Source organism: Thioprofundum lithotrophicum, assembly GCF_055387065.1.
In genome coordinates, this window is the sequence record NZ_AP042379.1 from 2,052,346 (window position 1) to 2,076,087 (window position 23,742).

At 66.6% G+C, this 23,742-nt stretch carries 20 protein-coding genes; 12 read left to right on the forward strand and 8 right to left on the reverse strand.

The window, feature by feature from the left end; translation table 11 throughout:
- The first annotated feature begins 34 nt into the window (after positions 1–34).
- Positions 35–877, forward strand: a complete 843-nt coding sequence (locus ACZ5BH_RS09715; RefSeq protein WP_464889061.1) for a class I SAM-dependent methyltransferase — start codon at positions 35–37, stop codon at positions 875–877.
- A gap of 34 nt (positions 878–911) precedes the next feature.
- On the opposite strand, the gene ACZ5BH_RS09720 is transcribed toward ACZ5BH_RS09715, so the two are convergent.
- On the reverse strand, positions 912–2,234 hold the full coding sequence (locus tag ACZ5BH_RS09720) for a hypothetical protein (protein WP_464889062.1): 1,323 nt from the start codon (positions 2,232–2,234) through the stop codon (positions 912–914).
- Positions 2,235–2,626: 392 nt separating this feature from the next.
- Entirely contained in the window at positions 2,627–3,346 is a 720-nt protein-coding gene (locus ACZ5BH_RS09725; RefSeq protein WP_464889063.1) for an MBL fold metallo-hydrolase, read from the reverse strand.
- A gap of 105 nt (positions 3,347–3,451) precedes the next feature.
- Between ACZ5BH_RS09725 and ACZ5BH_RS09730 the strand changes: the two genes are divergently transcribed.
- The 4 genes from ACZ5BH_RS09730 to pepN all read left to right on the forward strand — a co-directional run bounded on the left by ACZ5BH_RS09730 (position 3,452) and on the right by pepN (position 9,288).
- Positions 3,452–4,099 carry a thiopurine S-methyltransferase gene (locus tag ACZ5BH_RS09730; protein ID WP_464889064.1) on the forward strand — a complete coding sequence of 216 codons (648 nt, stop codon included), beginning with the start codon at positions 3,452–3,454 and terminating at the stop codon, positions 4,097–4,099.
- A gap of 235 nt (positions 4,100–4,334) precedes the next feature.
- Positions 4,335–4,949 carry a lytic transglycosylase domain-containing protein gene (locus ACZ5BH_RS09735; protein WP_464889065.1) on the forward strand — a complete coding sequence of 205 codons (615 nt, stop codon included), beginning with the start codon at positions 4,335–4,337 and terminating at the stop codon, positions 4,947–4,949.
- 247 nt (positions 4,950–5,196) lie between these two features.
- The gene (gene dinB, locus ACZ5BH_RS09740; protein ID WP_464889066.1) at positions 5,197–6,378 is read left to right on the forward strand and encodes a DNA polymerase IV; all 1,182 of its coding nucleotides are present in this window, start codon (positions 5,197–5,199) and stop codon (positions 6,376–6,378) included.
- A 243-nt stretch (positions 6,379–6,621) separates the two neighbouring features.
- Positions 6,622–9,288, forward strand: a complete 2,667-nt coding sequence (gene pepN, locus ACZ5BH_RS09745; RefSeq protein ID WP_464889067.1) for an aminopeptidase N — start codon at positions 6,622–6,624, stop codon at positions 9,286–9,288.
- A 280-nt stretch (positions 9,289–9,568) separates the two neighbouring features.
- Here pepN and nadA read toward each other — a convergent pair whose 3' ends face one another.
- Complete coding sequence (gene nadA / locus ACZ5BH_RS09750; RefSeq protein WP_464889068.1) at positions 9,569–10,675, reverse strand: quinolinate synthase NadA; 1,107 nt, start codon at positions 10,673–10,675, stop codon at positions 9,569–9,571.
- A gap of 198 nt (positions 10,676–10,873) precedes the next feature.
- On the opposite strand from nadA, the gene ACZ5BH_RS09755 reads away from it, so the two are divergent.
- Positions 10,874–11,557, forward strand: a complete 684-nt coding sequence (locus tag ACZ5BH_RS09755; RefSeq protein ID WP_464889069.1) for a DUF2786 domain-containing protein — start codon at positions 10,874–10,876, stop codon at positions 11,555–11,557.
- Positions 11,558–11,638: 81 nt separating this feature from the next.
- A complete protein-coding gene (locus tag ACZ5BH_RS09760; RefSeq protein WP_464889070.1) occupies positions 11,639–12,577 on the forward strand; it encodes an FHA domain-containing protein in 939 nt (312 codons plus the stop codon).
- A gap of 13 nt (positions 12,578–12,590) precedes the next feature.
- Here the strand turns inward: ACZ5BH_RS09760 and ACZ5BH_RS09765 are convergent, their stop codons facing one another.
- The gene (locus ACZ5BH_RS09765) at positions 12,591–12,983 is read right to left on the reverse strand and encodes a hypothetical protein (protein ID WP_464889071.1); all 393 of its coding nucleotides are present in this window, start codon (positions 12,981–12,983) and stop codon (positions 12,591–12,593) included.
- A 137-nt stretch (positions 12,984–13,120) separates the two neighbouring features.
- On the opposite strand from ACZ5BH_RS09765, the gene ACZ5BH_RS09770 reads away from it, so the two are divergent.
- Complete coding sequence (locus ACZ5BH_RS09770; RefSeq protein ID WP_464889072.1) at positions 13,121–13,807, forward strand: nuclease-related domain-containing protein; 687 nt, start codon at positions 13,121–13,123, stop codon at positions 13,805–13,807.
- Between the two features lie 11 nt (positions 13,808–13,818).
- The gene (locus ACZ5BH_RS09775) at positions 13,819–14,274 is read left to right on the forward strand and encodes a tellurite resistance TerB family protein (protein ID WP_464889073.1); all 456 of its coding nucleotides are present in this window, start codon (positions 13,819–13,821) and stop codon (positions 14,272–14,274) included.
- Between the two features lie 75 nt (positions 14,275–14,349).
- Here the strand turns inward: ACZ5BH_RS09775 and ACZ5BH_RS09780 are convergent, their stop codons facing one another.
- Entirely contained in the window at positions 14,350–15,159 is an 810-nt protein-coding gene (locus tag ACZ5BH_RS09780) for an ABC transporter permease (protein WP_464889074.1), read from the reverse strand.
- A complete protein-coding gene (locus ACZ5BH_RS09785; RefSeq protein WP_464889075.1) occupies positions 15,152–15,910 on the reverse strand; it encodes an ABC transporter ATP-binding protein in 759 nt (252 codons plus the stop codon). The genes ACZ5BH_RS09780 and ACZ5BH_RS09785 overlap by 8 nt, the downstream gene beginning before the upstream one ends.
- A gap of 96 nt (positions 15,911–16,006) precedes the next feature.
- Between ACZ5BH_RS09785 and ACZ5BH_RS09790 the strand changes: the two genes are divergently transcribed.
- Positions 16,007–16,474: a DUF2914 domain-containing protein gene (locus ACZ5BH_RS09790; protein WP_464889076.1), complete on the forward strand. Its 468-nt coding sequence runs from the start codon at positions 16,007–16,009 to the stop codon at positions 16,472–16,474.
- On the opposite strand, the gene ACZ5BH_RS09795 is transcribed toward ACZ5BH_RS09790, so the two are convergent.
- Both ACZ5BH_RS09795 and ACZ5BH_RS09800 read right to left on the reverse strand, forming a co-directional pair.
- A complete protein-coding gene (locus ACZ5BH_RS09795) occupies positions 16,446–20,177 on the reverse strand; it encodes a cyclic nucleotide-binding domain-containing protein (RefSeq protein WP_464889077.1) in 3,732 nt (1,243 codons plus the stop codon). The genes ACZ5BH_RS09790 and ACZ5BH_RS09795 overlap by 29 nt on opposite strands.
- Positions 20,178–20,360: 183 nt before the next feature.
- Positions 20,361–21,038: a hypothetical protein gene (locus ACZ5BH_RS09800; RefSeq protein ID WP_464889078.1), complete on the reverse strand. Its 678-nt coding sequence runs from the start codon at positions 21,036–21,038 to the stop codon at positions 20,361–20,363.
- 175 nt (positions 21,039–21,213) lie between these two features.
- On the opposite strand from ACZ5BH_RS09800, the gene ACZ5BH_RS09805 reads away from it, so the two are divergent.
- Together ACZ5BH_RS09805 and ACZ5BH_RS09810 are read left to right on the forward strand one after the other, a co-directional pair.
- Positions 21,214–22,599, forward strand: a complete 1,386-nt coding sequence (locus ACZ5BH_RS09805; protein ID WP_464889079.1) for a class I SAM-dependent methyltransferase — start codon at positions 21,214–21,216, stop codon at positions 22,597–22,599.
- Entirely contained in the window at positions 22,586–23,740 is a 1,155-nt protein-coding gene (locus tag ACZ5BH_RS09810) for an NAD(P)/FAD-dependent oxidoreductase (RefSeq protein ID WP_464889080.1), read from the forward strand. Before ACZ5BH_RS09805 ends, ACZ5BH_RS09810 begins: the two co-directional genes overlap by 14 nt.
- Positions 23,741–23,742: the final 2 nt, after the last annotated feature.

Below are 23,742 nucleotides of genomic sequence, written 5' to 3' on the forward strand. Positions count from 1 at the left end.
GGTTTCCATCCGTTCACCGCATTCCGAGGTCCGCATGAGCCGTCGCAACACCGCATCCCGAGCCACCCGTGCCGAGCAGGCCGATCGCCACGTCCTCTACCAGAAGGCCGTCCAGGCCCCCGATTTCGAGGTGGAATTCCTGGACAGGATCTTCCGCGAGCTGCGGGGCCGCAAGCCCCTGAGCCTGAAGGAAGATTTCTGCGGCACCGCCTACCTGTCCAGCGAATGGGTCAAGAGCGACCCGGAACGCAGCGCCGTGGGCGTGGACATCGACGCCGATACCCTGGCCTGGGGTCGGCAACACAACCTCGAGGCCGCCGGCGCCGACGTGGCCGAGCGGGTGACCCTGCTGGAGAAGGACGTGCGCGAGGTCACCGAGCCAAAGGTGGACATCGTCTGCGCCTTCAATTTCAGCTACTGCCTGCTGGAGACCCGCGAGGCGCTGCGCCATTACTTCGCCCAGGCCCGCGAGAGCCTGGTGGACGACGGCCTGCTGTTCCTCGATCTCTTCGGTGGCACCGAATGTGAAACCGAAGCCGAGGAGGAGACCGAACTGGAAGGCGAGGGCGCCACCTACATCTGGGAACAGGTGTCCTTCAACCCCATCGACCACCACATGGAATGCGCCATCCACTTCGAATTCGACGACGGCTCCCGCCTCGACAACGCCTTCACCTACGCCTGGCGCCTGTGGTCCATTCCCGAAATCCGCGAACTGCTGGAAGAGGCCGGCTTCTCGAAGGTGCGCATCTACTGGGAACGCTTCGAGGAAGCCGACGACGACAGCGACGAAATGGAAGGCACCGGCGAATACTACGAAACCGACGAAGCCGAGAACCAGGAATCCTGGCTGGTGTACATCGTGGCGGAGAAGTGAGGGAAGCCGGTCGGCTGACCGGCTCCCTCGGGTTTCACAGTTGCGGAACGATCGATTCCCGCCATTCGCTGGTTTCCAGATGCAGCCTCGAAAACCCGACAGGGTCGAGTTGCCGGGCCATTTCGGCCGGGGTGACGTCGAACATGATTACGCTCGCCGTGGCATCTGCCGCCAGTGCGCCATCCAGTCTGTATTCGCTGGGCAGGGCTGAAGTGGCATCGTTCACCAGGTCGGGCAGTGTGTAGGTGGTCGAGCCGTTCAGCCAGCCGGTGGTCATGGTGACATCCCAGGTGACAGTTGTTCCCGGGTCGGGATTTTGGCCCAGTACCATGCCATAGGCGCGCAGCGGTGGGCTTCCGGTTGCCGGTGTGTAGTCACCCCAGGAGAAACCGTTGAGACTCAGCGTCGTAATATCCAGAAGCGATTTTGCCGTCAGGTCCACATTGATGTCGCCTGGATCCGCAGTCACAGAACCGGCAGCGGCAATGCGAGTCCAGATATAATAGCGGTCCTCCCCCGCAATGCCGGTTTGCAAATGTTGTGCTGCGAAGACGTAGCGGTCCTTGTCAGTCAGTCCCTGAGTCAAATATGACCAAGTGGATGCAACCGGATCCACGGCCGGAACCGCTGTCCAGTTTTCCGTCAGCAGAAAGGCAGTTCCACCTTCCGAGGCATTGATCACGAAAGCGTGGGGTACGAGCGCCGAACTCGGGATGGTGGCTTGGCTGAAGTCCACGTCGTAGGTGTTGCCGTCAGCGATATCGACGGCCCGTTGCAGGTAGATGTTGCCGACAATGTCTCCCTGGTTGTCGATTTCAACGCCCACAATGTCCCATCTGCCGGTCTCAATATCAACCTGTTGCGATGTTTGTGATGGGTTAAAAGACAAGGGTGGGTGTTGGTCGATGGCGACTTGTTGAACGATACCCTGGTTGGCGTTGCTTACCGACACAGTAATGCTTGCGGTCGGATTGCTGATCAGATCCTCGTAAACGAGGTTCAGTTCAACCGCCTCGCTCAGACGTCCCTGCAGGATGTCCACATTTCGCTGTTGGCCACCACCATCCGTCGGTCGGGTAATGGCGACAGCAATGCCATAGTAGCCATCAGGATCAGCGATGGTGCACTGGAACACCGTGGTGGCGGTATTGGTTGACGACAAGACTTCCCATGCGCCGTTCGTGCCGTCCTGGCAAGCGATCCATTCGGCATTGGTCGTAACGGAGACCACGTTGCCGCTGGGCGGAGGCGTTCCACCGCCTCCCGGCGGTGGGTTGCTGCCGCCTCCGCCGCCACAGGCAACGAAAACAAGCATGGAAAACGTGATGAGCAGGTTTTTGCAGGTCGCGGTGTTCATGATTCCTTCCTCCCCCTGGTTCCATCGGTAGAATCCGCTATTGCGGTCCCGGCAGAAACAACTTCTGCCTCTGCTATGGACATAGCAAACGGGGGCAGAGGCTCAATGCGTTTGACTGATCCCGGTCATTGAGGTGACGAAAACGGCAGCAAGGGCACAGGCAAAGTGTTTGTGTTGCAAACGAAAGAATTAAGTCAAAGAGCTGTTACTACATCGTTTGCATGAGAGTTGAAATCACCCGGCCCTTGGGGGAAGCTTGACCAGCCTGTCTTGCCTGGATGGTAAGGATAAGGTGCAGGAGCGGCGTAAGCCGCGATGAACGAAACCGGATATCGCGGCCAACCTGTCTCGTTCGTGAGTCAGGAAAAAAGCTCGGTGTTCTCCGGGAATGATCAACCGCAATCTTCGGGATCTCCCCGATGCACGGCTGAATAGGGATCGTTGCGGATCCGGTCATGCACGTGCATGCGGTATTCCACGAAATGTTCCCGATCCGGGCAGTGCAGGAAGGGGTTGCCTTCCTTCTGTTCCGCGAGGGTGGCGGTGGGACGATCCGAATAGTCGTGGCCGGGCAGGGTGAGGGTGGTGTCGGGCAGTTGCATGAGTCTGCGCAGGCTGTCGTACATCTGTTCCGGATCACCGCCGTCGAGATCGCAGCGGCCGCAGCCCCAGACGAAGAGAGTGTCGCCAGCGATCAGGAACTCGTCGATCAGATAGCAGGCCGAGCCGGGGGTGTGGCCGGGGGTGTGCAGGATGCGGATGGGCGTTTCGCCCAGGCGGATTTCGTCCTCGCCATGATGGAGGGTGGGGCGGGCCGGATGGTCGCCCCAGAAGGCCGCTTCCGCCTTGAGCAGGTGCAGTTCGGCATCGTGGGCGGCCAGCACCGGTTCCACGGCATTGATGTGATCGTAATGGCTGTGGGTGAGCAGGATGTCGCTGATCCGGGTTTCCCGCGCCTTCGCCAGTTGCAGGATGGCCTCCGGTTCCCAGGCCGGGTCCACCACGGCCGTGCGGCCGCTCTTGCGGTCGGTGATCACGTAGATGAAATTGGCCATCGGCCCCAGTTCCAGGGCGTCGATGGTGTAGCGGTCGTTGGCGGTGACGTGCAGCATGGATTTCTCCGGCGGCGGCAAACTGGACTATCCCGGAAGGGCGATCGCCGTGGCCGGCGATCTGGGGCAGAATGGTAACCCAAGCCGCCGGCAGAGGACATTTTCATGGATCCCGATTTCTGGCACGCCCGCTGGGAACAGAACCGCATCGGCTTTCACCTGGATCAGGTGAATCCGTGGCTGGTGGAATACTGGCCTTCGCTTGGCCTGCATGCCGGCAGCCGGGTTTTCGTGCCCCTGTGCGGCAAGAGCCTCGACATGCTCTGGCTGGCGGAGCAGGGGCATGACGTGGTGGGAGTGGAAATCAACCCCATTGCAGTGCGGGCCTTTTTCGAGGAGAACGATCTCCAGCCCCGCGTGGAAGCCGCCGGGCCGTTCGAGATCTGGTCCGTGGAACAGATCACCCTGCTGCTGGGCGACTATTTCGAGCTGCAGCCGGCGCAGCTCGGCGAGGTCTCTGCGGTCTATGATCGCGCCTCGCTGGTGGCCCTGCCCGAGGACATGCGCCGGGACTACGTGGCCCATCTGGACGCCCTGGCCCCCGGCGTCCCGCGCCTGCTGATCACGCTCGATTACGCGCAGGACCGGGCCGAGGGGCCGCCCTTCGCCGTCAGTGACGAGGAGGTGCGCGATCTCTACGCCAACCACGGCAGCCTGACCCGGCTCGCCGCCGTGGACATTCTCGACGCCAATCCCCGCTACCGCGAAAAGGGCCTGGACCGGCTGGTGGAGTCGGTCTGGCGGATTGGCTGAAAAGGGAATCAGCAGTAGGAGCGGCGCAAGCCGCGATTCACCTTGGCCAATTTCCCAGCTTGCGCCGCACCTGCAGGACCGATTATCAGGCACTTGCAGGAGTGGGCGGGGGATGCCCTGGCACGCCACCGAGGTTGACCGCCAGGCCGGCGCCCCCGAAAATGCGACTCAAGTCACAGTTTGCGGTGCCGATAGGACAGGAAAGCACCGCGATCCGCTTGGGGGTTCTACCGACATGCACCATTGGCGTCACGCTGTCCGGGCGATGCTGCTGCTCTGGCTCGTCTCCGGAGCGGCCTCGGCCGGCTACTACGTCTACCAGCTCCCGGACGGCAGCCGGCTGGTGACCGACCGGCCGCGCCAGGAGGCCTCCTTCAAGCTGATTTCGGCCAGCCGTGACGTCAGGCGGCTTGGCCGGGTGGCCGCGGCGGGTTACACCATCAGTCCCGCCGTCAACCACCTGCGCTTCGATGATCTGATCCGGGAGACCGCAGAGCGACACCAGGTGGACGTGGCCCTGGTCAAGGCCATCATTCGCACCGAGTCCTACTTCAATCCCAATGCCACCTCCCGGGTCGGTGCCTCGGGTCTCATGCAGCTCATGCCCCAGACGGCGCGACGCTACGGCGTGACCGATCTCTACAGTCCCCGCCAGAATCTCGAGGCCGGCGTGCGCCACCTTCGCTACCTGCTCGACCGCTACCCCCGCCAGCTCCACCTGGCCCTGGCCGCCTACAACGCCGGTGAGGAAGCCGTGGAAAAGTACCGGGGCATCCCGCCCTATCCCGAAACCCGCGACTACGTGAAGAAGGTGCTCAGGTTCCTCGAACTCTACAGCAGCTGGCCCTGAAAGGATCGTTCCGGCGCGGTGGAAGGAACACGGAGGGCACGGAGGCACAGAGAACACGGAGGACGCAGATCGTCCGCGATTTTCCGGTTCTGGCAGGTTGTATATCGCTACCTGGGGGCACTCTTCCACTGACAATCCCCCGTCTCCGTGTTCTCCGTGTTCTCCGTGTCTCCGTGCCCTCCGTGTTGTTTGCAGAATAGTTGTTTGCAGAATATTCGATGCAAGGAATTGTGCGTAAAATGGGCTCATGCCCCAGCCCCGCGCCATTCTCCACGTCGACATGGATGCCTTCTATGCCTCGGTGGAGATCCGGGATCAGCCCGCCCTGGCCGGGCGGCCGGTGATCGTGGGCGGGGCGCCGCAACGGCGCGGGGTGGTGTCGGCGGCGAGCTACGAAGCCCGGAAGTTCGGGGTGCACAGCGCCATGCCCACGGCCACGGCCCTGCGGCGCTGTCCCGAGGCGGTGCTTCTGCCGGTGCGCATGGAGCGCTATGCGGCCGTCTCACGGCAAATCCGGGCCATCTTCGCCCGCTACACGCCGCTGGTGGAGCCCCTGTCGCTGGATGAGGCGTTCCTGGACGTGACCGAATCGCAGAAGCTGTTCGGCCCGGGCGCCGAAATCGGCCGCGCCATCAAGCAGGCCATCCGCCAGGAGCTGGATCTGGTGGCCTCGGTGGGCGTGGCGCCCAACAAGTTCCTGGCCAAGATCGCCTCGGATCTGGACAAGCCCGACGGCTTCGTGGAGGTGAAGCCCGACGCGGTGCAGGATTTCCTCGACCCCCTGCCGGCCAGCCGCGTGTGGGGCGTGGGCAAGGCCACCTGCGCCGAGCTGGAACGCTACGGGATCCGCACTGTTGCCGATCTGCGCCGCCAGCCCCGCGACTGGCTGGTCGAGCGATTTGGCCGCTTCGGCGAGCGCCTCTTCGAGCTGGCCCGCGGCAGCGACGCCCGGCCGGTGGTGCCCGACAGCGAGGCCAAGTCCCTCTCCCACGAGACCACCTTCCCGGTGGACGTGGGCGACCGCGACACCCTGCGCGCCCGGCTGCTGGATCTCACCGAGCAGGTGGCCCGCCGCCTGCGCCGTCACGACCGGCTGGCCCGCACCGTGCAGCTCAAGCTGCGCTTCGCCGACTTCCGTTCCATCACCCGATCCCGTACCCTGCTCGAACCGACCGACGTGACCGCCGAGATCTGGCACGCGACGGAGGGGCTCTTCCGCGCCGCCCTGCAGGGCGAGACCCGCCCCGTGCGCCTCATCGGCATGGGCGTCCACGAACTTGTGGATCCGGCCACAGAGCCCCATATCCAGCCGGATCTGTTCGCCGAACCGCAACGCCGCCGCCAGCGCGAAATCGACCGCCTGGCCGACGAAATCCAGTCCCGCTTCGGGCCGGACGGCATCCGGCGGGGCGGGGCGATCAAGCGGTAGCGGGTGGCTGGGGACGGGTTGCTGGCAACGACGTTGGGTTTTCCCCGGGTAGGAGCGGCGCGAGCCGCGACCATGCAGGGACGAGTGGCGAGGGCCGAGGGCCGAGAAATGACATTGGTTGTTTGGCGTGGATGACCTCGTCCCTCGTCCCTCGTCCCTCGGCCCTGTTCATCGCGGCGAGGCGCTGCTCCTACAGGTACAATCCGTCTATTGCTGGACAAGTTTTCCAAAGGAAAAAATCGCATGGCCGACATCGCCAAGACCACCCCCGAATCCACCCCGCCCACCATCTACCTGAAGGATTACACGCCGCCGGCGTATCTGGTGGATACGGTGGAACTCGAATTCGACCTGGACGAGCAGGCTACGGTGGTCCGGGCGAAGCTGGCCATGCGCCGCAATCCCGACCATCCCCACGCCAACCCGCCGCTGGTGCTGGACGGCCAGCAGCTCGAACTGCTGGCCTTGCGGCTCGACGGACGCGAACTGGGGGAAGGCGACTACACGCTGGACGACGAGCACCTGACCATCGAAAAGGTGCCGGCGGCCTTTGCCCTGGAGAGCGAGGTGCGTATCCACCCGGCGGCCAATACCGCGCTCGAGGGGCTCTACCATTCGGGGAAGATGCTCTGCACCCAGTGCGAGGCCGAGGGTTTCCGGCGCATCACCTTCTACCCCGATCGGCCCGACGTGATGGCCCGTTTCACCGTCACCCTGCATGGTGACCGGGCGCGCCATCCGGTGCTGCTGTCCAACGGCAACCCGGTGGCCCGGGGCGAGGCGGGGGATCGCCACTGGGTGCGCTGGGAAGATCCCTTCCCCAAGCCCAGCTACCTGTTCGCGGTGGTGGCCGGGCAGCTCGAATGTGTCGAGGATCGCTTCACCACCCTGTCCGGTCGCGAGGTGGCGCTGCGTCTCTATGTGGATAAGGAGAACCTGGGCAAGACCGATCACGCCCTGGCCTCGCTCAAGCAGGCCATGCGCTGGGACGAGGAGACCTACGGGCGGGAATACGATCTCGACATCTACATGATCGTGGCGGTCAACGACTTCAACATGGGCGCCATGGAGAACAAGGGGCTCAACATCTTCAACGCTTCCTGCGTGCTGGCCAGCCCCGAGACCGCCACCGACGGCGACTACTACAACATCCAGAGCATCATCGGCCACGAGTATTTCCACAACTGGTCCGGCAACCGCGTCACCTGCCGCGACTGGTTCCAGCTCTCCCTCAAGGAGGGCTTTACCGTGTTCCGGGATCAGGAATTCTCGGCCGATCTCAATTCCCGCGGCGTCAAGCGCATCGACGACGTGAACGTGCTGCGCACCCACCAGTTCGCCGAGGACGCCAGCCCCATGGCTCACCCGGTGCGGCCCGATCACTACATCGAGATCAACAACTTCTACACGGTGACCGTCTACAACAAGGGCGCCGAGGTGGTGCGCATGATCCAGGAACTGACGGGCCGGGAAGGCTTCCGCAAGGGCACCGATCTCTACTTCGAACGCCACGACGGTCAGGCGGTGACCACCGACGACTTCGTGCGCGCCATGGAGGACGCCAACGGCATTGACCTGACCCGGTTCCGCCGCTGGTACGACCAGGCCGGCACGCCCGAGATCACCGTGCGGGAAGACTGGGACGAAGCGCAGGGCGTCTACAGCCTCACCCTTTCCCAGTCCTGCCCGCCCACGCCCGGCCAGCCGGAGAAGAAGCCCTTCCACATCCCGGTGGCCGTCGGCCTGATGGATGCGCAAGGTAACGATTTGCCGCTGCAGCTTGAGGGCGAGCGCGCCCCGCTCGGCACCGAACGGGTGCTCTCCCTCACCGAGCCCGAGCAGACCTTCCGTTTCGTTGGCCTGACCGCACGGCCGCGTCCCTCCATCCTGCGCCGCTTCTCCGCGCCGGTGAAGCTGCACACCGGCTACACCGATGCCGACTGGCGCTTCCGCCTGGCCCATGAGAGCGACGACTTCAACCGCTGGGAAGCCGGCCAGGAGTTGGCCATGGGGGCGCTGCTGCGCCTGGTGACCGACGTGCAGCAGGGGCGTGACCTGGCCGTGGACAGCGAACTGCTCGACGCCTTTGGCAAGGTGCTCACCGATCCCGGCATCGACAAGGCCCTGGCCGCGCGCATCCTCACCCTGCCGTCCGAAAGCTACATTGCCGATCAGATGGACGTGGTGGACGTGGAAGCGATCCACACCGCCCGCTGCTTCCTGCGTCGGCGGATGGCCGAACACCTGCGGGCCGACTTCCTGCGCATCTACGAGGACAACGTGGAGCCCGGCCCCTACCGCTTCAGCGCCGACGACATGGCCCGCCGCAGCTACCGGAACATGGCCCTGGGCTACCTGGTGGCGCTGGAGGAGCCGGCCTTCTACGAGCTGTGCGTGGATCAGTACGAGGCCCGCCACAACATGACCGACATGATGGCCGCCCTCTCCCTGCTGGCCGATCTGGACATCCCCGCCCGGCAGGCGGCTCTGGACGACTTCTATGCCCGTTTCCGCCACGATCCCCAGGTGGTGGAAAAGTGGCTGGCCCTGCAGGCCGGCGCCACGTTGCCGGACACCCTGGAACGGGTGCAGGCGCTGATGCAGCATCCCGCCTTCGATCCGAAGAACCCCAACAAGGTGCGTGCCCTCATCGGCCGCTTCTGCGCCGGCAACCCCCTGCGCTTCCACGCCGCCGACGGCAGCGGCTACCGCTTCCTCGCCGACCGCGTGCTGGAACTCGACCCCCTCAACCCCAGCCTCGCCGCCCGCCTGGTCAAGAGCCTCAGCCGCTGGCGCCGCTACGACCCGGCCCGCCAGGCCCTGATGAAGGCCCAGCTCGAACGGATCGTGGCGCGGGAAGGGCTGTCGAAGGACGTCTACGAGATCGCCTCGCGCAGCCTTGAAGGGTGAGGCCTCGAAGCAGGGGGGAGTGTAATGAACGCGGAGGGCGCAGAGACGCAGAGGGCGCGGAGAGGGTTGGTGATTTGTCGGTCGGGCTTTGGCTCAACAATCGTGACGGATTTTTGCACCCGGTCCCGGTAGGTCGGCTCAAGCGTAGCGGAGCCGACTTTTCTCTGTTGCTCTGGCGGCGGCTCCGCTGCGCTTGAGCCACCCTACGACTACCATCTTCATCAAATCTCCGCGCCCTCTGCGTCTCTGCGCCCTCCGCGTTATTTCCACCGATCCTGATTCACGCCGGCGAAGCCACATTCGCCTCCCCCGTTGCCTGCAGCCTGAGGCTTTCGGCGAAGTCGAGCATGCGTTTGATGGATTTGCGTGCTTCGCGGCCGATGGCCGGGTCCACGTGGATTTCGTGTTCGGGGCCGTCGTGTTCGAGGGCGGCGGCCAGGTTGGCCAGGCCGTTCATGTTCATCCAGGGGCAATGGGCGCAGGAGCCGCAGGAGGCGGCCAGGCCGCCGGTGGGGGCTTCGATGAAGGTCTTGCCGGGAGCGGCCTCCTTCATCTTGTAGAAGATCCCGCGATCGGTGGCGACGATGAAAGTGTCGTTGGGCAGCGTCTTCGCCGCCTGGATGATCTGGGTGGTGGAGCCCACCACGTCGGCCAGGGCGATGACGTCGGGCGGCGATTCGGGGTGCACCAGCACCGCCGCCTCGGGGTGTTCGGCCTTGAGCTGCTTCAGGGCGTCGGCGCGGAACTCGTCGTGCACGATGCACGAGCCCTGCCACATGAGCATGTCGGCACCCGTGACCTCCTGCACGTAGGCGCCCAGGTAGCGATCCGGCGCCCAGAGGATCTTCTTGCCCTGGCGGTGCAGGTGCTCGGCCACCTTCACCGCGATGGAGGAGGTCACCGTCCAGTCGGCCCGGGCCTTCACCGCGGCGCTGGTGTTGGCGTAGACCACCACGGTGCGGTCGGGATGCTGATCGCAGAAGGCGCTGAAGGCGTCGGCGGGGCAGCTCAGATCCAGCGAGCACTCGGCCTCGAGGGTGGGCATCAGCACCCGCTTCTCCGGATTGAGGATCTTGGCCGTCTCGCCCATGAAGCGCACCCCGGCCACCACGATGGTTTCGGCCGGATGGGCGTGGCCGAAGCGGGCCATCTCCAGCGAGTCGGAGACGCAGCCGCCGGTCTCGTCGGCCAGGGACTGCAACTCCTCGTCCACGTAGTAGTGGGCCACCAGCACCGCGTTCCGTTCCTTCAGCAGGGCCTTGATGCGCTCGCGCAGGGCCTGGCGCTGCGCCTCGTCCAGGGGCGCGGGGCAGGGCGCGGCCCAGGCCTGGCGGCGGATTTCGTCGAGATCGATGGCAGTGGGCGCTGTGACCTTTTCGGGAATCATGGGGCGGGTTTCCGGGGTGGATAAATGGCTGGCGTTCCTGTCGCAATGGGGTCGCAAAAGTGTAAAACAAGCACTTGCCGAGCCGCACCTGCTCCGAATGGATGCGAATTTAATGTATTTTACGAAAAAGTTGATGTAAATTCATGTTTGTATTATAAAATCGAAAGAAAACAACCTGAAACGACCAGGGAGATGCGGGTGGATCAGCGAAAAATCATCGAAAAGATCGCCAAATGCCTGCGGCTTTCCGATTCGGCCAATCCCAACGAGGCGGCCGCCGCCCTGCGTCAGGCCCGCCGCCTGATGGAAAAATACCGGATCTCTGAAGCCGATCTGGAATTGGCCGATATACAGGAAGCAGGGTTCGATACCGGCAGTGCCTATTCCCCGCCGTTTTGGGTGTTGGCCCTGGCCAACCTGGTGGCGAACGCTTTCGACTGCCGGGTGATCCTGGCCCGCCGTTTCGGTTGCCGGCCGGAATACCGCTTCATTGGCATGGGGCACAGCGCCGAAGTGGCCACTTACACCTTCAAGGTTCTGCTGCGCCGTCTCGAAGACGCCCGGGCGCGCTTCGTGGCCGGGCTCGACGACGAGGAGGCGGAAAGGGCGCGGCGCGGTGACGTGTTCGCCCAGGCCTGGCTGTTTCGCGTAGCCCGCACGGTGGAGCGTTTCGCCGGCGATCCGCGGGTCGAGGAGTCGGTGGAGGCGCACATCCGCCGCCACTACGGCGAGGTGGACGAACTGACGGCCGAGCCCCGGGAAGCCGAGCGGGCCGATTTCGACGACATCCTGCAGGGGATCCGGGCGGCCGACGGCGTGGCCCTGTTCCAGCCGGTGCGCCGGCAGCGAACCCGCCTGCTGGCCGGGACGGGGATGGCCTGAGCGGACACACGCGCGTCTCCCGGTTCATGTATCATCGCGGTTTGGGTGTGGCGGTTTGCCGCGGCAGGATGATGGGGTGCCATGTCGGCCTTTATCCGGTACAAATTTCAGGGTGAAGTCAAGGATGTCCCGTGCAAATCGGTACTGACCATCGGCCGTGACCGCAGCTCCGACATCGTCCTGCCCGATCTGCACGCCTCCCGCAACCATGCCATGATCCGGCGCTTCAGCTCCGGCGACTACTACCTCATCGACAGCGGCAGCTCCAACGGCACCTTCATCAACGGCCAGCGGATCACCACCCCGCGCCAGCTCAAGCCGGGCGACCGCATCCGGATGGGCCACATCGAGATGGAGTTCCATCAGACGGCGGAAGAGGCCATCTCTCTCGACACCCTCTCCCTCCAGGACACGGTCATCTCCGATACCCCCGAAATCCGCCAGATCACCATTCTCGTCGCCGACATCCGCGGCTTCACCACCCTCTCCGAACAGGTCCACATCCGCACCCTCACCAAGCTGATGAACAGCTGGTTCCACCAGGTGTCCGACGCCATCCTCGCCCACGGCGGCATCGTCGACAAGTTCATCGGCGACTGCGTGTTCGCGCGCTGGGAATCGGACCGGCAGCCGCAGCGCACCGTGCTCCAGGCCCTCTCCGCCGCCGCCCGCATTCACAAGGTCACGCGGGATCTCAACAAGACCTTCACCGAGGTGCCCGAACCCATCCGCATCGGCGTGGGCATCAACACCGGCGCCGCCTCGGTGGGCGGACAGGACAACTCGGCGCTGGGCGATGCGGTGAACATCGCCTTCCGCCTGGAGAGCGCCACCAAGCTGCTGGGGACCGACGTGATCCTCAGCGAATGCGCCTATCGCTACCTGCCCGGCGATTTCGTGGCCTCGCGGCGCAAGCACCTGCGCATCAAGGGCAAGCGGGACCCGGTGCGGATCTGCATGCTCGACTTCGATGAAGTGGAGCAGGTGCTGGACACCCTGCGGGTCGAGGTGGCGGAATGACCATCGCGGTGAGTCAACGCAGGTAGATCTGCACGTCCTGCAACAGGTTCTCCATCTCCAGCTTGATGCGGTTGATGATCCGCGCCGCCTCGTCGGCGAGGGGCAGCTCGGAAGGGTCCGGCGGCTGGGCGCCCAGGGCCGCCTGGCCGCGGCGGACCGTGTCGGCCTCGGCATCGTCCACGAACTGGGCCAGGTAGACGTAGCTCTGGGCCAGGCTCTGGCAGACCGCCGAGTCGGCATCGGCCAGAAACCCCAGCAGGCGGTGAATGGCGGCCATGATCTGCTCCGGCGCGGCGGGCAGCAGCGAGCGGGGATGGGCCCAGCCGCTGCCGTCCAGCGAGGCGAGCACCTGCCCGTAGGCATTGACCAGTCGCTGGGCCTCCTCCAGATCCGGGGGCAGGCTCATGGGCGGAAGGCGGATGCAGGTTGCAGCGGGGGAATCACGGCGTTCTCCTCGGGGGCGCGGTTTGGGTAAGATACCCAATTTCGCGCCGGTCGGCATCGTTGGCCCCTGCGCAACCCCAACCTGGAGAGCATGCCCGCATGACCGACTGGCTGGACTGGCAAGGCCCCCTGGCCACCTGGGGCGTCCCGCTGTTTCTGCTGGCCGTGGCCCTGTGGCTGGCCGCGCCGGCGCTTGGGCGCTACCGGGCCGAACGGCGTCTGCGCCGCCGCCTGCGACGGGCGGGGGCCGGCATGCTCGAGTCCGTGGTCCTGCCCGACGGGCTCGAGGGCGAAGTGTTCATCGACTACCTGCTGCTCACGCCCCGGTCCATCGACGTCCTGATGGTGCAGCGCTATCGGGGGGCGATCTTTGCCGCCGAGGGCATGGACAACTGGAGCCAGGTGGTCGGCGCCCGCACCTGGCGCTTCGCCAACCCCCTGCCCGAACTGGAACGCAACGTGATGGCCGTGCTCCAGGTCGCGGGAAAGGTGCCGGTGGAAGGCCACCTGGTGGTCTCGGGCGAGGCCCGCTTCCCCAAGGGCCAGCCGGCCGCCGTCCGCGGCATCGAGACGTTCGCGCCGGCCGGCGGCGAGGCGGTGCCCACGCCGCTGCGCCAGGCCTGGCAGGCCCTGCGCCAGGCCGCGCGGCCGCTGGATCGGCAGGAACGCCGCCTGTGGCAGGAATCCAGCCGTCCCGCCGACGGCGTGCGCGATGGCCTGCTGGCCCTGATCCTCGCCGCCCTGGCCGCCGCCTGGCTGATCTGGCGGCTGGAATTGCTCTCCTGAAGGACGATTGCATGCTCGAACGCCTGCGCGAATACCTGCAACGGATCCCCGCCTTCGAGGCCTCGAGCCGCGACGCCAACGAGCAGGAGCTGGTGCGCCTGGCCGCCGCAGCCCTGCTGGTGGATGCCATGCAGGCCGATCACGTGGTTCAGCCGGCCGAGCGCGACGCCGTGGTGCGGGCGCTCAAGCGCCAGTTCGGTCTCGACCGCGCCGACGCCGAACGCCTCTTCCATGCCGCCGAAGCGCGGGTGCGCGATGCCGTCTCCCTGCACGAATTCACCGCCTTGCTGCACCGCCACCTGAGCCCGGCCGAGAAGTGCGATCTGCTGGAGAACCTCTGGCGCGTGGTCCTGGCCGATGCCGAGCTGGACCGCTACGAGGAACACCTGGTGCGGCGGATCGCGGATCTGCTCTACGTCTCGCACGCTGACTTCATTCGCACGAAACTCCGGGCGAAGGGCGAATAATTCAGAGAAAAGAGGCAAGAGGAAAGGATGCGTAGGGCGGCTCAAGCGCAGCGGAGCCGCCGTTGCCATCCGGTCTCAATCCCCCGCATTGAGCAGCAGCCCCTTGCGGCGGGCGATGTGGAACACCCGCAGGAAGGTGGCGATGCCCAGGGCCAGGTAGACGGCGTTCAGGGCCACGGCGTGGCGAAACAGGGCCCAGTCGAAATGGCCGTCGATGAGCACCCGGCGCATGCCTTCGAAGACGTGGCTGGAGGGCAGGCTCCAGGCCACCGGCTGCAGCCAGTCGGGCAGGGTGCTCACCGGGTAGTAGATGCCGCTGACCGGCGCCACCGCGAAGATCACCGCCCAGGCCAGGCCCTCGGCGCCGAGGCCGTAGCGCAGCACGATGGCGATCACCATCAGGCCGATGGCCCAGCTCATCACCAGCAGGTTGCTGAAGAAGGCCAAAAGCGGCAGGCCCATGTCGAAGATGGAGTATTCGTAGAAGACGATGGCCAGCAGCGCCGCCGCGCCCACCCCGATCACGGTGCGGATCAGGCTGATGGTCAGCAGCGAGACGATCAGCTCCCAGGGCCGCAGGGGCGAGACGAACAGGTGCCCCAGGTTGCGCGAATACATCTCCTCGAAGAACACGATGGACACGCCGAGCTGGCCGCGAAACAGCACGTCCCACAGCAGCACCGCCGAGATGAACAGCCCGGCGGCCTGGGCCAGCCAGGCGCTCTGCTGCACCAGGAACTGGTTGATGAAGCCCCACAGGATCATCTGCATGGTGGGCCAGTAGGCCAGCTCGATCACCCGCGGCCAGCTGTTGCGCAGCAGGAAGGTGTAGCGGATCAGCATCGCCAGGATGCGGTTCAGGGAGGCGGCGATCGGATCAGGCACGGGTCGCCTCCGCGCCGTTGCGGGCCACGGTCAGGAACACCGCTTCCAGATCGGCCTGCCCGTAGCGATCGATCAGTTCCCGGGGGCTGCCCTGATCGACGATCCGGCCTGCGCGCATCAGGATCACCTGATCGCACATGCGCTCCACCTCGGCCATGTTGTGGGAGGCCATGAACAGGGTGGTGTCGTGCCGGCGGCGGTAGTCGAGCAGATAGCGGCGCATGCGGTCGGCGGTATCCGGATCCAGCGAGGCGGTGGGCTCGTCGAGGAACAGCACCGCGGGCCGGTTGAGCAGGGCCTTGGCGATGGCCACGCGGGTTTTCTGCCCGGCCGAGAGGGTGCGATAGGCGCGCCGCAGCAGATGGGTGAAATCGAGCTCCTCGGCCAGTTCGGCAATGCGTTGATGTCGCCCGGGCACGCCGTAGAGCCGGCCGTAGACGTTGAGGTTCTCCGCCACCGACAGCCGCCCCGGCAGGTCCACGTAGGGCGAGGTGAAGTTCAGGCGGTCGAGCACCCGGTAACGGTGGCGCAGCATGTCCTCGCCGAGCACCCGAATGCGGCCGCGGGAGGGCAGCAGCAGGCCGAGCAGCATGGCGATGGTGGTGGTCTTGCCGGCGCCGTTGCCGCCGAGCAGGGCGGTGATGCTGCCGCGGGTCACCGCAAAGCCAATCCCGTCCACGGCCGTGACGGGGCCGAAGCGCTTGCACAGATCCTGCACTTCAATGACCGGGCGGGCGACGGCGCTGTTCACGATGGGGCGTCTCGGATCGGGAAGCCGGCGGCTGCAGGGCAGCGTCGGGTGTGTTAGGTTTGCCACAGGCTGGGCTGACAGGGTAATCGACGACTCATGCAAGGTAAACCGTTCCCGCGCCGCCGTTTCCTGCGCCAACTGGCCGGCCTGTCGTTCGTGGCGGGGCTGCCCGGCGCGGGCCTGGCGGCGGCCGGCAAGCCCCGCGTCGCGCGCGGGGTGTTCACCACCGCGGTGAAGGAGCGCGAGCCGGTGGATCAGGTGCTGCGCCTGACCAACGATCACCGCGAGATCTACTTTTTTACCGAGTTGCGCCATTTCACCGGCCAGACTGTGACCCATCGCTGGGAATACGAAGGCAACATGGTGACCGAGCGCAAGTTCGAGGTGGGCGGCCCGCGCTGGCGGGTGGCCTCGCGCAAGGGCCTCAATCCGGGCATGACCGGACGCTGGAGCGTGGTGGTGCTGGACGGGGAAGGCTGGCCGGTCTACACGGCCATCTTCGAGTACGTGAAGAAGTCGGACTATCCCAAGAGCGCTATTCTGCCGCCGCCACCGCCGCCATAGGCGGGGCGGCGGCGCGCTCCTCGCCACTGGCCGCCGCGGTCGCAGGCTCCTCATTGGACGGCTCGGTGCCGGCGGCCTCGGCGGCAGCCGCCTCCGTGTCGGCAGCGGTGTTGTCGGTTGCGGCGGGCAGCGGGTGCTGGGCGTCCGGGGCGAGGGCGTCGTTCTGTTCGATCACTTCACTGACCGGCGGCAGGGGCCCCTCGGGGGCCGCCGGCAGGGGCGGCAGTGCCACCTCGGGCGGGGTGAGCGCCGCCACCGCTTCGGCCGCCGTTGCCGTCTCCGCTTGCGGTGTGGCGGTGGCCAGCGCCGCTTCGGCCTCGCTGGCAGGCGCGTCACGGCGGCTCTGGTCGGCGGCGGGGGACTGGGCCCGTTCCCGTTTCCAGGTTTCGAGCAGGCGTTCGAAGCGGGCCTCGGCCTCCTCGCGCAGGCGGCGTTCCTGACGGATGCGCTCGGCCAGCGAGAAGCGCGGTTGCCGCGCCTGCGCGCGGCTCACGCTGGCGGTGGTCTTGCCGGTATCGGCCTGGCGGGCGGCAAGGGCCGGTACCTGCGGTTCGGGCCGGAAGACGAACAGGCTCACGCCGAGGGCCACGGCGGCGATCACCGAGGCGGCGATGGCGTAGAAACGGCGCAGGTGCTGGCGGCGCGTCTCGGCGGCTTCGGCCTCGTGGCGGGAGAGGGTTTCGTCCAGCTCGTCCCGGGCGATGGGCACGTAGTCCTGGTCCGGCGAGTCGAAATGGAACGACGGCAGACCGTCATCGGGCGCGTCGCCCGCGTCTGCCGCCTCGGTCTGTGCTAAAAAATTCTCGGCAGGGCCTTCCTCCTTTTCGAGATCCTCCGGTTTGATGGAGGGTTCCTTGAAGATGAAGATGTCCTGCGTCCCTTCGAGGATGATCCGGTTGCCCACCCGCTTGAGCACGGCCTCGGAGAGGGACATGCCCTCGGCCCGCTGGCGGGCCTCTTCCTCGCGCCGGGCCTGTTCGGCCTCTTCCAGCTTGCGGCGGATTTCCTCGGCCTTGCGGCGCATGGCTTCGGCCTTGCGCGCCTTCTTCCGGGCTTCGGCCTCCCGTTTCGCGGCAGCCTGGTTGGCGGCCGCTTCGCGGCGGGCCTTCTCCTGGGCCAGGCGGCGGGCCTTGGCTTCCTGATAGGCCTTTTCCTCGGCCAGGCGGCGGGCCGCTTCCTCGCGCCGGGCCTCTTCCGCGGCCAGCCGTTCCAGTTCCTCGCGATGCCGGCGTTCGGCTTCCTCGGCGGCACGGCGCTGCTCGGCCAGGGCCGCTTCGCGGCGCTGGCGCTCGGCTTCGATCAGTTGCTGGCGCTTGCGCTCGGCCGCCTCGGCCAGCCGGCTGATCTGTTCCTGTTCCTTGCGCTCGGCCTGGCGCTTGGCCTCGGCCACCTGGGCGGCGAGCATTTCGCGGGTGGCCTGGATCTCGCTGCGCAGCCGCTCGGCCTCTTCCATGGCCTCGCGCCGGATCCGTTCGGCTTCCGACTCGGCCTCGGCGGTGCGCGCCCGGGCCAGTTCCTCGGCCTGTTGCCGGGCCTGTTCCAGGAGTTGCTGCTGGTGTTCCTTCTCGCGATCCACGAGCAGCGAGGCCTGTTCGGCCAGTTCCCGGCGCGCGGCCTCCATTTCCCGACGCAGCTTCTCGGCCTCTTCCTCCGCGGCGCGGCGGATGCGCTCGGCTTCCGATTCGGCCTCGGCGGTGCGCGCCCGGGCCAGTTCTTCCGCCTCGCGCCGCGCCTGTTCGCGCAGTTTGGCCTGCTGTTCCTGTTCCTGTTCGGCCAGGCGGGCGGCCTGTTCGGCCAGTTCCCGGCGCGCGGCTTCCATTTCCCGGCGCAGCTTCTCGGCTTCTTCCTCGGCGGCGCGGCGGATCCGTTCGGCTTCAGCCTCGGCCTTGCGGCGGGCTTCTTCCTCGGCCTGGCGCCGGGCCGCTTCCAGGGCGGCCTGGTGCTCCTGTTCGGCCTTGCGGCGGGCTTCCTCGAGCGCCGCCTGGTGTTCCTGCTCGGCCTGGCGCCGGGCGGCTTCCAGCACCTGCTGGTGTTCGCGGCTCTGCTGTTCCTTGAGCTGGCGGGTCTCTTCCTCGAAGCGGCGCCGGGTTTCCTCCATCTCCTGACGCAGGCGTTCGGCCTCTTCCCGGGCCTTGCGGCGGATCTCGGCGGCTTCCTTCTCGGCCTGACGGCGGGCGGCCTCGGCCTCGCGCGCGGCCTCGGCGGCCACCTTGCGGGCGTGTTCCAGGGCGCTGTCGAGGGCGGCCTGGCGTTTGGCGTTCTCTTCGGCCTCGGCCTTGAGGCGCTGCAGTTCCTCTTCGGCCTTGCGCTTGGCGGCCTTGGCTTCGAGCTTGAGTCTGGCCGCCTGTTCCTCGGCGGCCTTGGCCCGTTCCGATTCCTTCCTGAGGCGCTGGCGGGCGGCGGTGAGGGCCGCCTCGCGTTTTTCCGCCTCTTCGGCCTGCAGGCGCTTGATGCGTTCCTCGGCCTCGCGGCGGGCGGCTTCGGCGGCCTCGGCCTTCTCGGCCAGCTTGCGGGCCTCCTCGCGGGCCTGGTCGGCTTCGGCGCTGATCTTGCGGGCTTTGGCCTCGGCGGCCTTCTGGGTCTTCTGGGCGGCCAGGGTCTTGCGCCCTTCCGGCGTGTCGAGCACCGGCACGGAAAGGTTGGGCTCGGGCATGGCCAGATCGTTCTGGTTCAGCCCGCCCTCGAGCACGTAACAGTCGAGACCGTGCTGGGCCAGCAGGAAGGCGGCCGCCGCGCTCTCACTGCCGTCGTTGCACAGCAGCACGTATTCCCGTTCGGGATTGAGCCCGTCCAGCTTCAGGCGCAGCATGGACAGGGGGATGTTCACCGAGCCCTCCACCCGGCGGGCCATGAATTCGTCGTTGCGCCGCACGTCGATGAGCAGGCAGCCGGCGGCGATCTTGGCCTCGGCGGTCTGCTTGTCGATGGTGTTGATGAGCGGTTCGGCCAGCAGTTCCAGGAACTTGTCCTTGTCGAGGCGCATCAGCACGCCGTCCTCGAGCATGGTCACCGAGGCGTTGCGGCGGCCCCCGGTGATCAGCGCCTCCTCGCCGAAACCGTCGCCCACGGTGAGGATGGCGAGCTGGATGGCATCCAGCTTCGGCGCGGGCCGGCGCGACACGGCGCAGCGTCCCGAATGGATGATGTAGTAGTAGTCGTTGGTCTCGCCCTGGCGGATGACCTCGTCGCCCTTGGCGAAGGGCACTTCCTCGAGGTTCATCAGCAGGGTCTGGATGTTCTCGGTGGGCAGCTTGAGGAAGGCGCGCGACTGGAGGAAGCGCACCATCCAGGCGCTTTCGTCGTCGCCGGAGAGTTCTTCCACCTCGATGAGGCCCGAGTTCTCGTCCTCGGTGAGGATTTCCAGCAGATCGCTGTCCACGAACAGCAGCTTGCAGGCGGTCTTGGTCTTGGCGGTGCAGGGACGCGGGATTTCCGGCTCGATGGCGTCGGCCAGGGGGGTGCTGCGGGCGCGCAGGGTGCGGGCCTTGGGATTGCCGGCGCTGTGCAGGGTCAGGGTGCCCGAGAGCAGGTAGATCACCCGCTTGTCGCGCTCGCCCTGACGGAACAGGGTGCGGCCGGCGGGGAATTCCTGGATGGTGGACTTGCTGGCCAGCTCCTCGAGCTTGTCCTGGCTGAGATCGCCCAGCGGCTTGAGCCCCTTGAGCAGGCTGATGGCGATTTTTTCAGGACGGGCAGCGGCCATGGGCAACGGGCTCAATTCGGTTCTCGGGAACAGGCGGCACGGGGAGGCATCCGTCGCTCTGGCCTGCTCTAGTACTATCGGCATACGCGGCGCCGACAAAAGGGCAAGTTAAATTTAGTCCATTATCGTTGCCGGTATTGTGACGGGGCTCACAGAAGCGCGTCCGCAGGGCGGAAACCGGTCTCAAAACGTGTTGCCGAAGGACACATAGCCGCCCGAACGGCTCCCGGCATGGTAGCGCAAGCCGAGGAAACCGCCACTACCGAGGTTCAGCCGCGCCCCGGCGAAACCGTAGGCGGGCTCGTCGAGTTCGAAGGTCCGCCGCAGATCCAGGCCGTTGCCGGTGATCCGTTCCTCGCCGCCGAGCCGTTCGTAGGCGCCGCCGCCGATCAGGGTCACGGTCCGGCCGAGCGGCACACCGAGCTGCAGGCCGAGCTGGCCCTGCCACCAGTCGCGCTCGGTGGTGTCGCTGCCGTTGTCCCCCCGGGTGGTCTGGTAGCCGATGCTGCCGAACAGCGTCAGCCCCAGCGAGCGGCTCTGGATGAGGCGATAGTGCAGGCCCACGCCCAGGCCCTGGCCGGTGGAAACGGTGGCGGCGTCGGGGCCGGGGCTGGACTGGCTCAGGTCGAGATAGGTCAGTTCCAGGGTGCCGCCCAGGCGCGGCCCCAGATCCTCGTCCCACACGGCGCGGGCGCGGGTGAGCCGGGTGTCGTTGCGGTTGCCGGTGTCGGGATAGCGCCAGGTCTGCCGGCTCTGGTCGATGATCAGGCGAAAGCGGGTGAGCTGCCCGGTGCCGGCCTGCGCCGGCAGCGCCAGGCTCCAGGCCAGCAACGATACGGCCAGGCGGCGGACACGCGGCATGAATCCGTCCTTGATCTCGGGCGAGGGGAGCCCGAGATAGTATCGGTGCCCTGCGCGCAGGGTCAACCTTGCCGGTGCGGAACAACTGGTGCACCATGGGGTGGCCAGTTGCCGTTCGTCCTGGTCACCGGCGCCGTATCGACGCGCGTCGGAACAACAACAGGGGGAGCTTGAGATGACGTCACGGGAAGAGAAGTCACGGAGCAACACCAGCCTGTCCGTGGAGGAACGCCGCCGCCGCGCCTGGGGCCTTGGCGGTGAGGCCGAACGCAACAAGATCGGCATTCGCCTGGGCGGGCGAAGACCCGGAACCGGCCATCCCTTCGCCCATGTCACGGCCATGGATCGCTGGCTGGTGCGCAAGATGCTCGAAGTGGTGGGCAACCCGCCCATCGCCATTCGCCTGTGGGACGGGCAGGCGGTGTCCGAGCCGGAAGGCGATGCCGTGGCCGCCATCACGCTCTACGACCGGGCGGCCATGTTCAAGCTGATTGCCGATCCCGAGCTGCATTTCGGCGATCTCTACAGCAGCGGCCGGGTGGAGCTGGAAGGCGATCCGGTGCGCTTTCTCGAAGTGATCTACCGCCGCATCCGCCACAACACCCGCATGAGCTGGTTGCGGCGCTTCATCGTCTGGCTCGGTCACCGGCGCATCGCCAACTCCCTGGCCCGGGCCCGCGACAACATCTATCACCATTACGACATCGGCAACGACTTCTACGCGCTATGGCTGGACCGGGAGGCCATGCAATATACCTGCGCCTATTTCCCCGATCCCGACATGAGTCTCGAAGCGGCGCAGATCGCCAAGCTGCATCACATCTGCCGCAAGCTGCAGCTCAAGCCGGGTGACACGGTGGTGGAGGCCGGCTGCGGCTGGGGCGGGCTGGCCCGCTTCATGGCGAAGCATTACGGCGTCACGGTGCGGGCCTACAACATCTCCCGGGAGCAGATCCGCTTTGCCCGGCAGAAGGCCGAGGAAGAAGGGCTGGGCGATCGCATCGAGTATGTGGAAGACGACTACCGCAACATCACCGGCGAGTACGACGTGTTCGTTTCCGTGGGCATGCTCGAGCACGTGGGCACCCGCGATTACCGGACGCTGGGGGCAGTGGTCAAGCGCTGCCTCAAGCCCGAGGGCCGGGCCCTGATCCACACCATCGGCCGCAATACCCCCGGGCCCATGAACGCCTGGATCGAGCGGCGCATCTTCCCCGGCGCCTATCCGCCCACCCTGGGCGAGATGAGCGAGATCTTCGAGCCCCAGCGCTTCTCCATCCAGGACGTGGAGAACCTGCGCCTGCACTATGCCAAGACCCTGGAACACTGGCTGAACCGTTTCGAACGGCATGCCGGGGAAATCGAAGCCATGTTCGATCCGGCTTTCGTGCGCGCCTGGCGGCTGTACCTGGCCGGCTCCATCGCCGCCTTCACCTCGGGCGAGCTGCAACTGTTCCAGGTGGTTTTCACCCATGCCGAGAACAATCAGTTGCCCTGGTCCCGCGCCCATCTCTACGCGGCGCCGGCCACGGAGACGGGAGGCGTGCATGAAGCGGTATGACGTGCTGATCGTCGGCGGCGGGCCCGCCGGCTCGACCCTGGCCTGGGCGCTGCGCGACGCGGCGCTTTCGGTGGCCGTGCTGGACAAGCGCGACTTCCCCCGCGACAAGGTCTGCGCCGGCTGGGTGACGCCGGCGGTGATGCAGGAGCTGGCCGTGGATCTGGACGATTACCGGCGCGAGGGACGGGTGCTGCAGGCCATCCACGGTTTCCGCGTGGGCCTGCTGGGCGCGCCGGAGGTGGAAACCCGCTATGGCGACGAGCCGGTGAGCTACGGCATCCGCCGCTACGAGTTCGACGAATATCTCCTGCGCCGGGCCGGCGAGTGCGGCGCCGAACTGCTCACCGGCACGGCCTTCAAGGCCATGCGGCGGGAAGGCGATCACTGGATCGTCAATGACGAACTGGAAGCGCGGGTGGTGGTGGGGGCCGGCGGCCATTTCTGCCCGGTGGCGCGGGCCATGGGCGCGAAACCGGGCCGCAGCGAGCGGATCGTCGCGGCCCAGGAGATCGAGTTTCCCATGACGCCGGAACAGGCTGCCGCCTGTCCCGTGGATCCGGCCATCCCCGAGCTGTTCTTCACCCCGGATCTGGCCGGCTACGGCTGGATCTTCCGCAAGGGTGACTATCTCAACATCGGTCTCGGCCGGGAAGACAATCACCAGTTGTCACGGCACGTGGCCGAGTTCGTGCGCCATCTCAAGGAACGGGGCCGCATTCCCGCCGCCACGCCGGAGAAGTTCCACGGCCATGCCTATCTGCTCTACCCCCATGCTCCGCGCCCCCTGGTGGACGACGGCCGCCTGCTGATCGGCGATGCCGCCGGCCTGGCCTATCCGCAAAGCGGCGAGGGGATCCGCCCGGCGGTGGAGTCGGCCCTGCTGGCCGCCCGCACCCTGCGCGAATGCGCCGGCGACTTCTCCCGCGCCCGGCTCGAGGCCTACCGCCAGCGGATGGAGGAACGCTTCGGCCGCCGTCAGCCCGCCCCGGGCCTGCTCGAGCGTCTGCCCGCCGGCCTCAAGCAGGCCGTCGCCGCCCGCCTGCTGCGCAGCCCCTGGTTCGCCCGCAACGTGGTGATGGATCGCTGGTTCCTGCACACCCACCAGCCGCCCCTGGCGGCCGACACCCGCCCGGCGGCGTGAGG

Coding starts and splice junctions, on each gene's coding strand:
- ACZ5BH_RS09715 (WP_464889061.1), top strand. CDS start 35: ATGAGCCGTCGCAACACCGCATCCCGAGCCACCCGTGCCGAGCAGGCC.
- ACZ5BH_RS09720 (WP_464889062.1), bottom strand. CDS start 2,234: ATGAACACCGCGACCTGCAAAAACCTGCTCATCACGTTTTCCATGCTT.
- ACZ5BH_RS09725 (WP_464889063.1), bottom strand. CDS start 3,346: ATGCTGCACGTCACCGCCAACGACCGCTACACCATCGACGCCCTGGAA.
- ACZ5BH_RS09730 (WP_464889064.1), top strand. CDS start 3,452: ATGGATCCCGATTTCTGGCACGCCCGCTGGGAACAGAACCGCATCGGC.
- ACZ5BH_RS09735 (WP_464889065.1), top strand. CDS start 4,335: ATGCACCATTGGCGTCACGCTGTCCGGGCGATGCTGCTGCTCTGGCTC.
- dinB (WP_464889066.1), top strand. CDS start 5,197: ATGCCCCAGCCCCGCGCCATTCTCCACGTCGACATGGATGCCTTCTAT.
- pepN (WP_464889067.1), top strand. CDS start 6,622: ATGGCCGACATCGCCAAGACCACCCCCGAATCCACCCCGCCCACCATC.
- nadA (WP_464889068.1), bottom strand. CDS start 10,675: ATGATTCCCGAAAAGGTCACAGCGCCCACTGCCATCGATCTCGACGAA.
- ACZ5BH_RS09760 (WP_464889070.1), top strand. CDS start 11,639: ATGTCGGCCTTTATCCGGTACAAATTTCAGGGTGAAGTCAAGGATGTC.
- ACZ5BH_RS09765 (WP_464889071.1), bottom strand. CDS start 12,983: ATGAGCCTGCCCCCGGATCTGGAGGAGGCCCAGCGACTGGTCAATGCC.
- ACZ5BH_RS09770 (WP_464889072.1), top strand. CDS start 13,121: ATGACCGACTGGCTGGACTGGCAAGGCCCCCTGGCCACCTGGGGCGTC.
- ACZ5BH_RS09775 (WP_464889073.1), top strand. CDS start 13,819: ATGCTCGAACGCCTGCGCGAATACCTGCAACGGATCCCCGCCTTCGAG.
- ACZ5BH_RS09790 (WP_464889076.1), top strand. CDS start 16,007: ATGCAAGGTAAACCGTTCCCGCGCCGCCGTTTCCTGCGCCAACTGGCC.
- ACZ5BH_RS09795 (WP_464889077.1), bottom strand. CDS start 20,177: ATGGCCGCTGCCCGTCCTGAAAAAATCGCCATCAGCCTGCTCAAGGGG.
- ACZ5BH_RS09800 (WP_464889078.1), bottom strand. CDS start 21,038: ATGCCGCGTGTCCGCCGCCTGGCCGTATCGTTGCTGGCCTGGAGCCTG.
- ACZ5BH_RS09805 (WP_464889079.1), top strand. CDS start 21,214: ATGACGTCACGGGAAGAGAAGTCACGGAGCAACACCAGCCTGTCCGTG.
- ACZ5BH_RS09810 (WP_464889080.1), top strand. CDS start 22,586: ATGAAGCGGTATGACGTGCTGATCGTCGGCGGCGGGCCCGCCGGCTCG.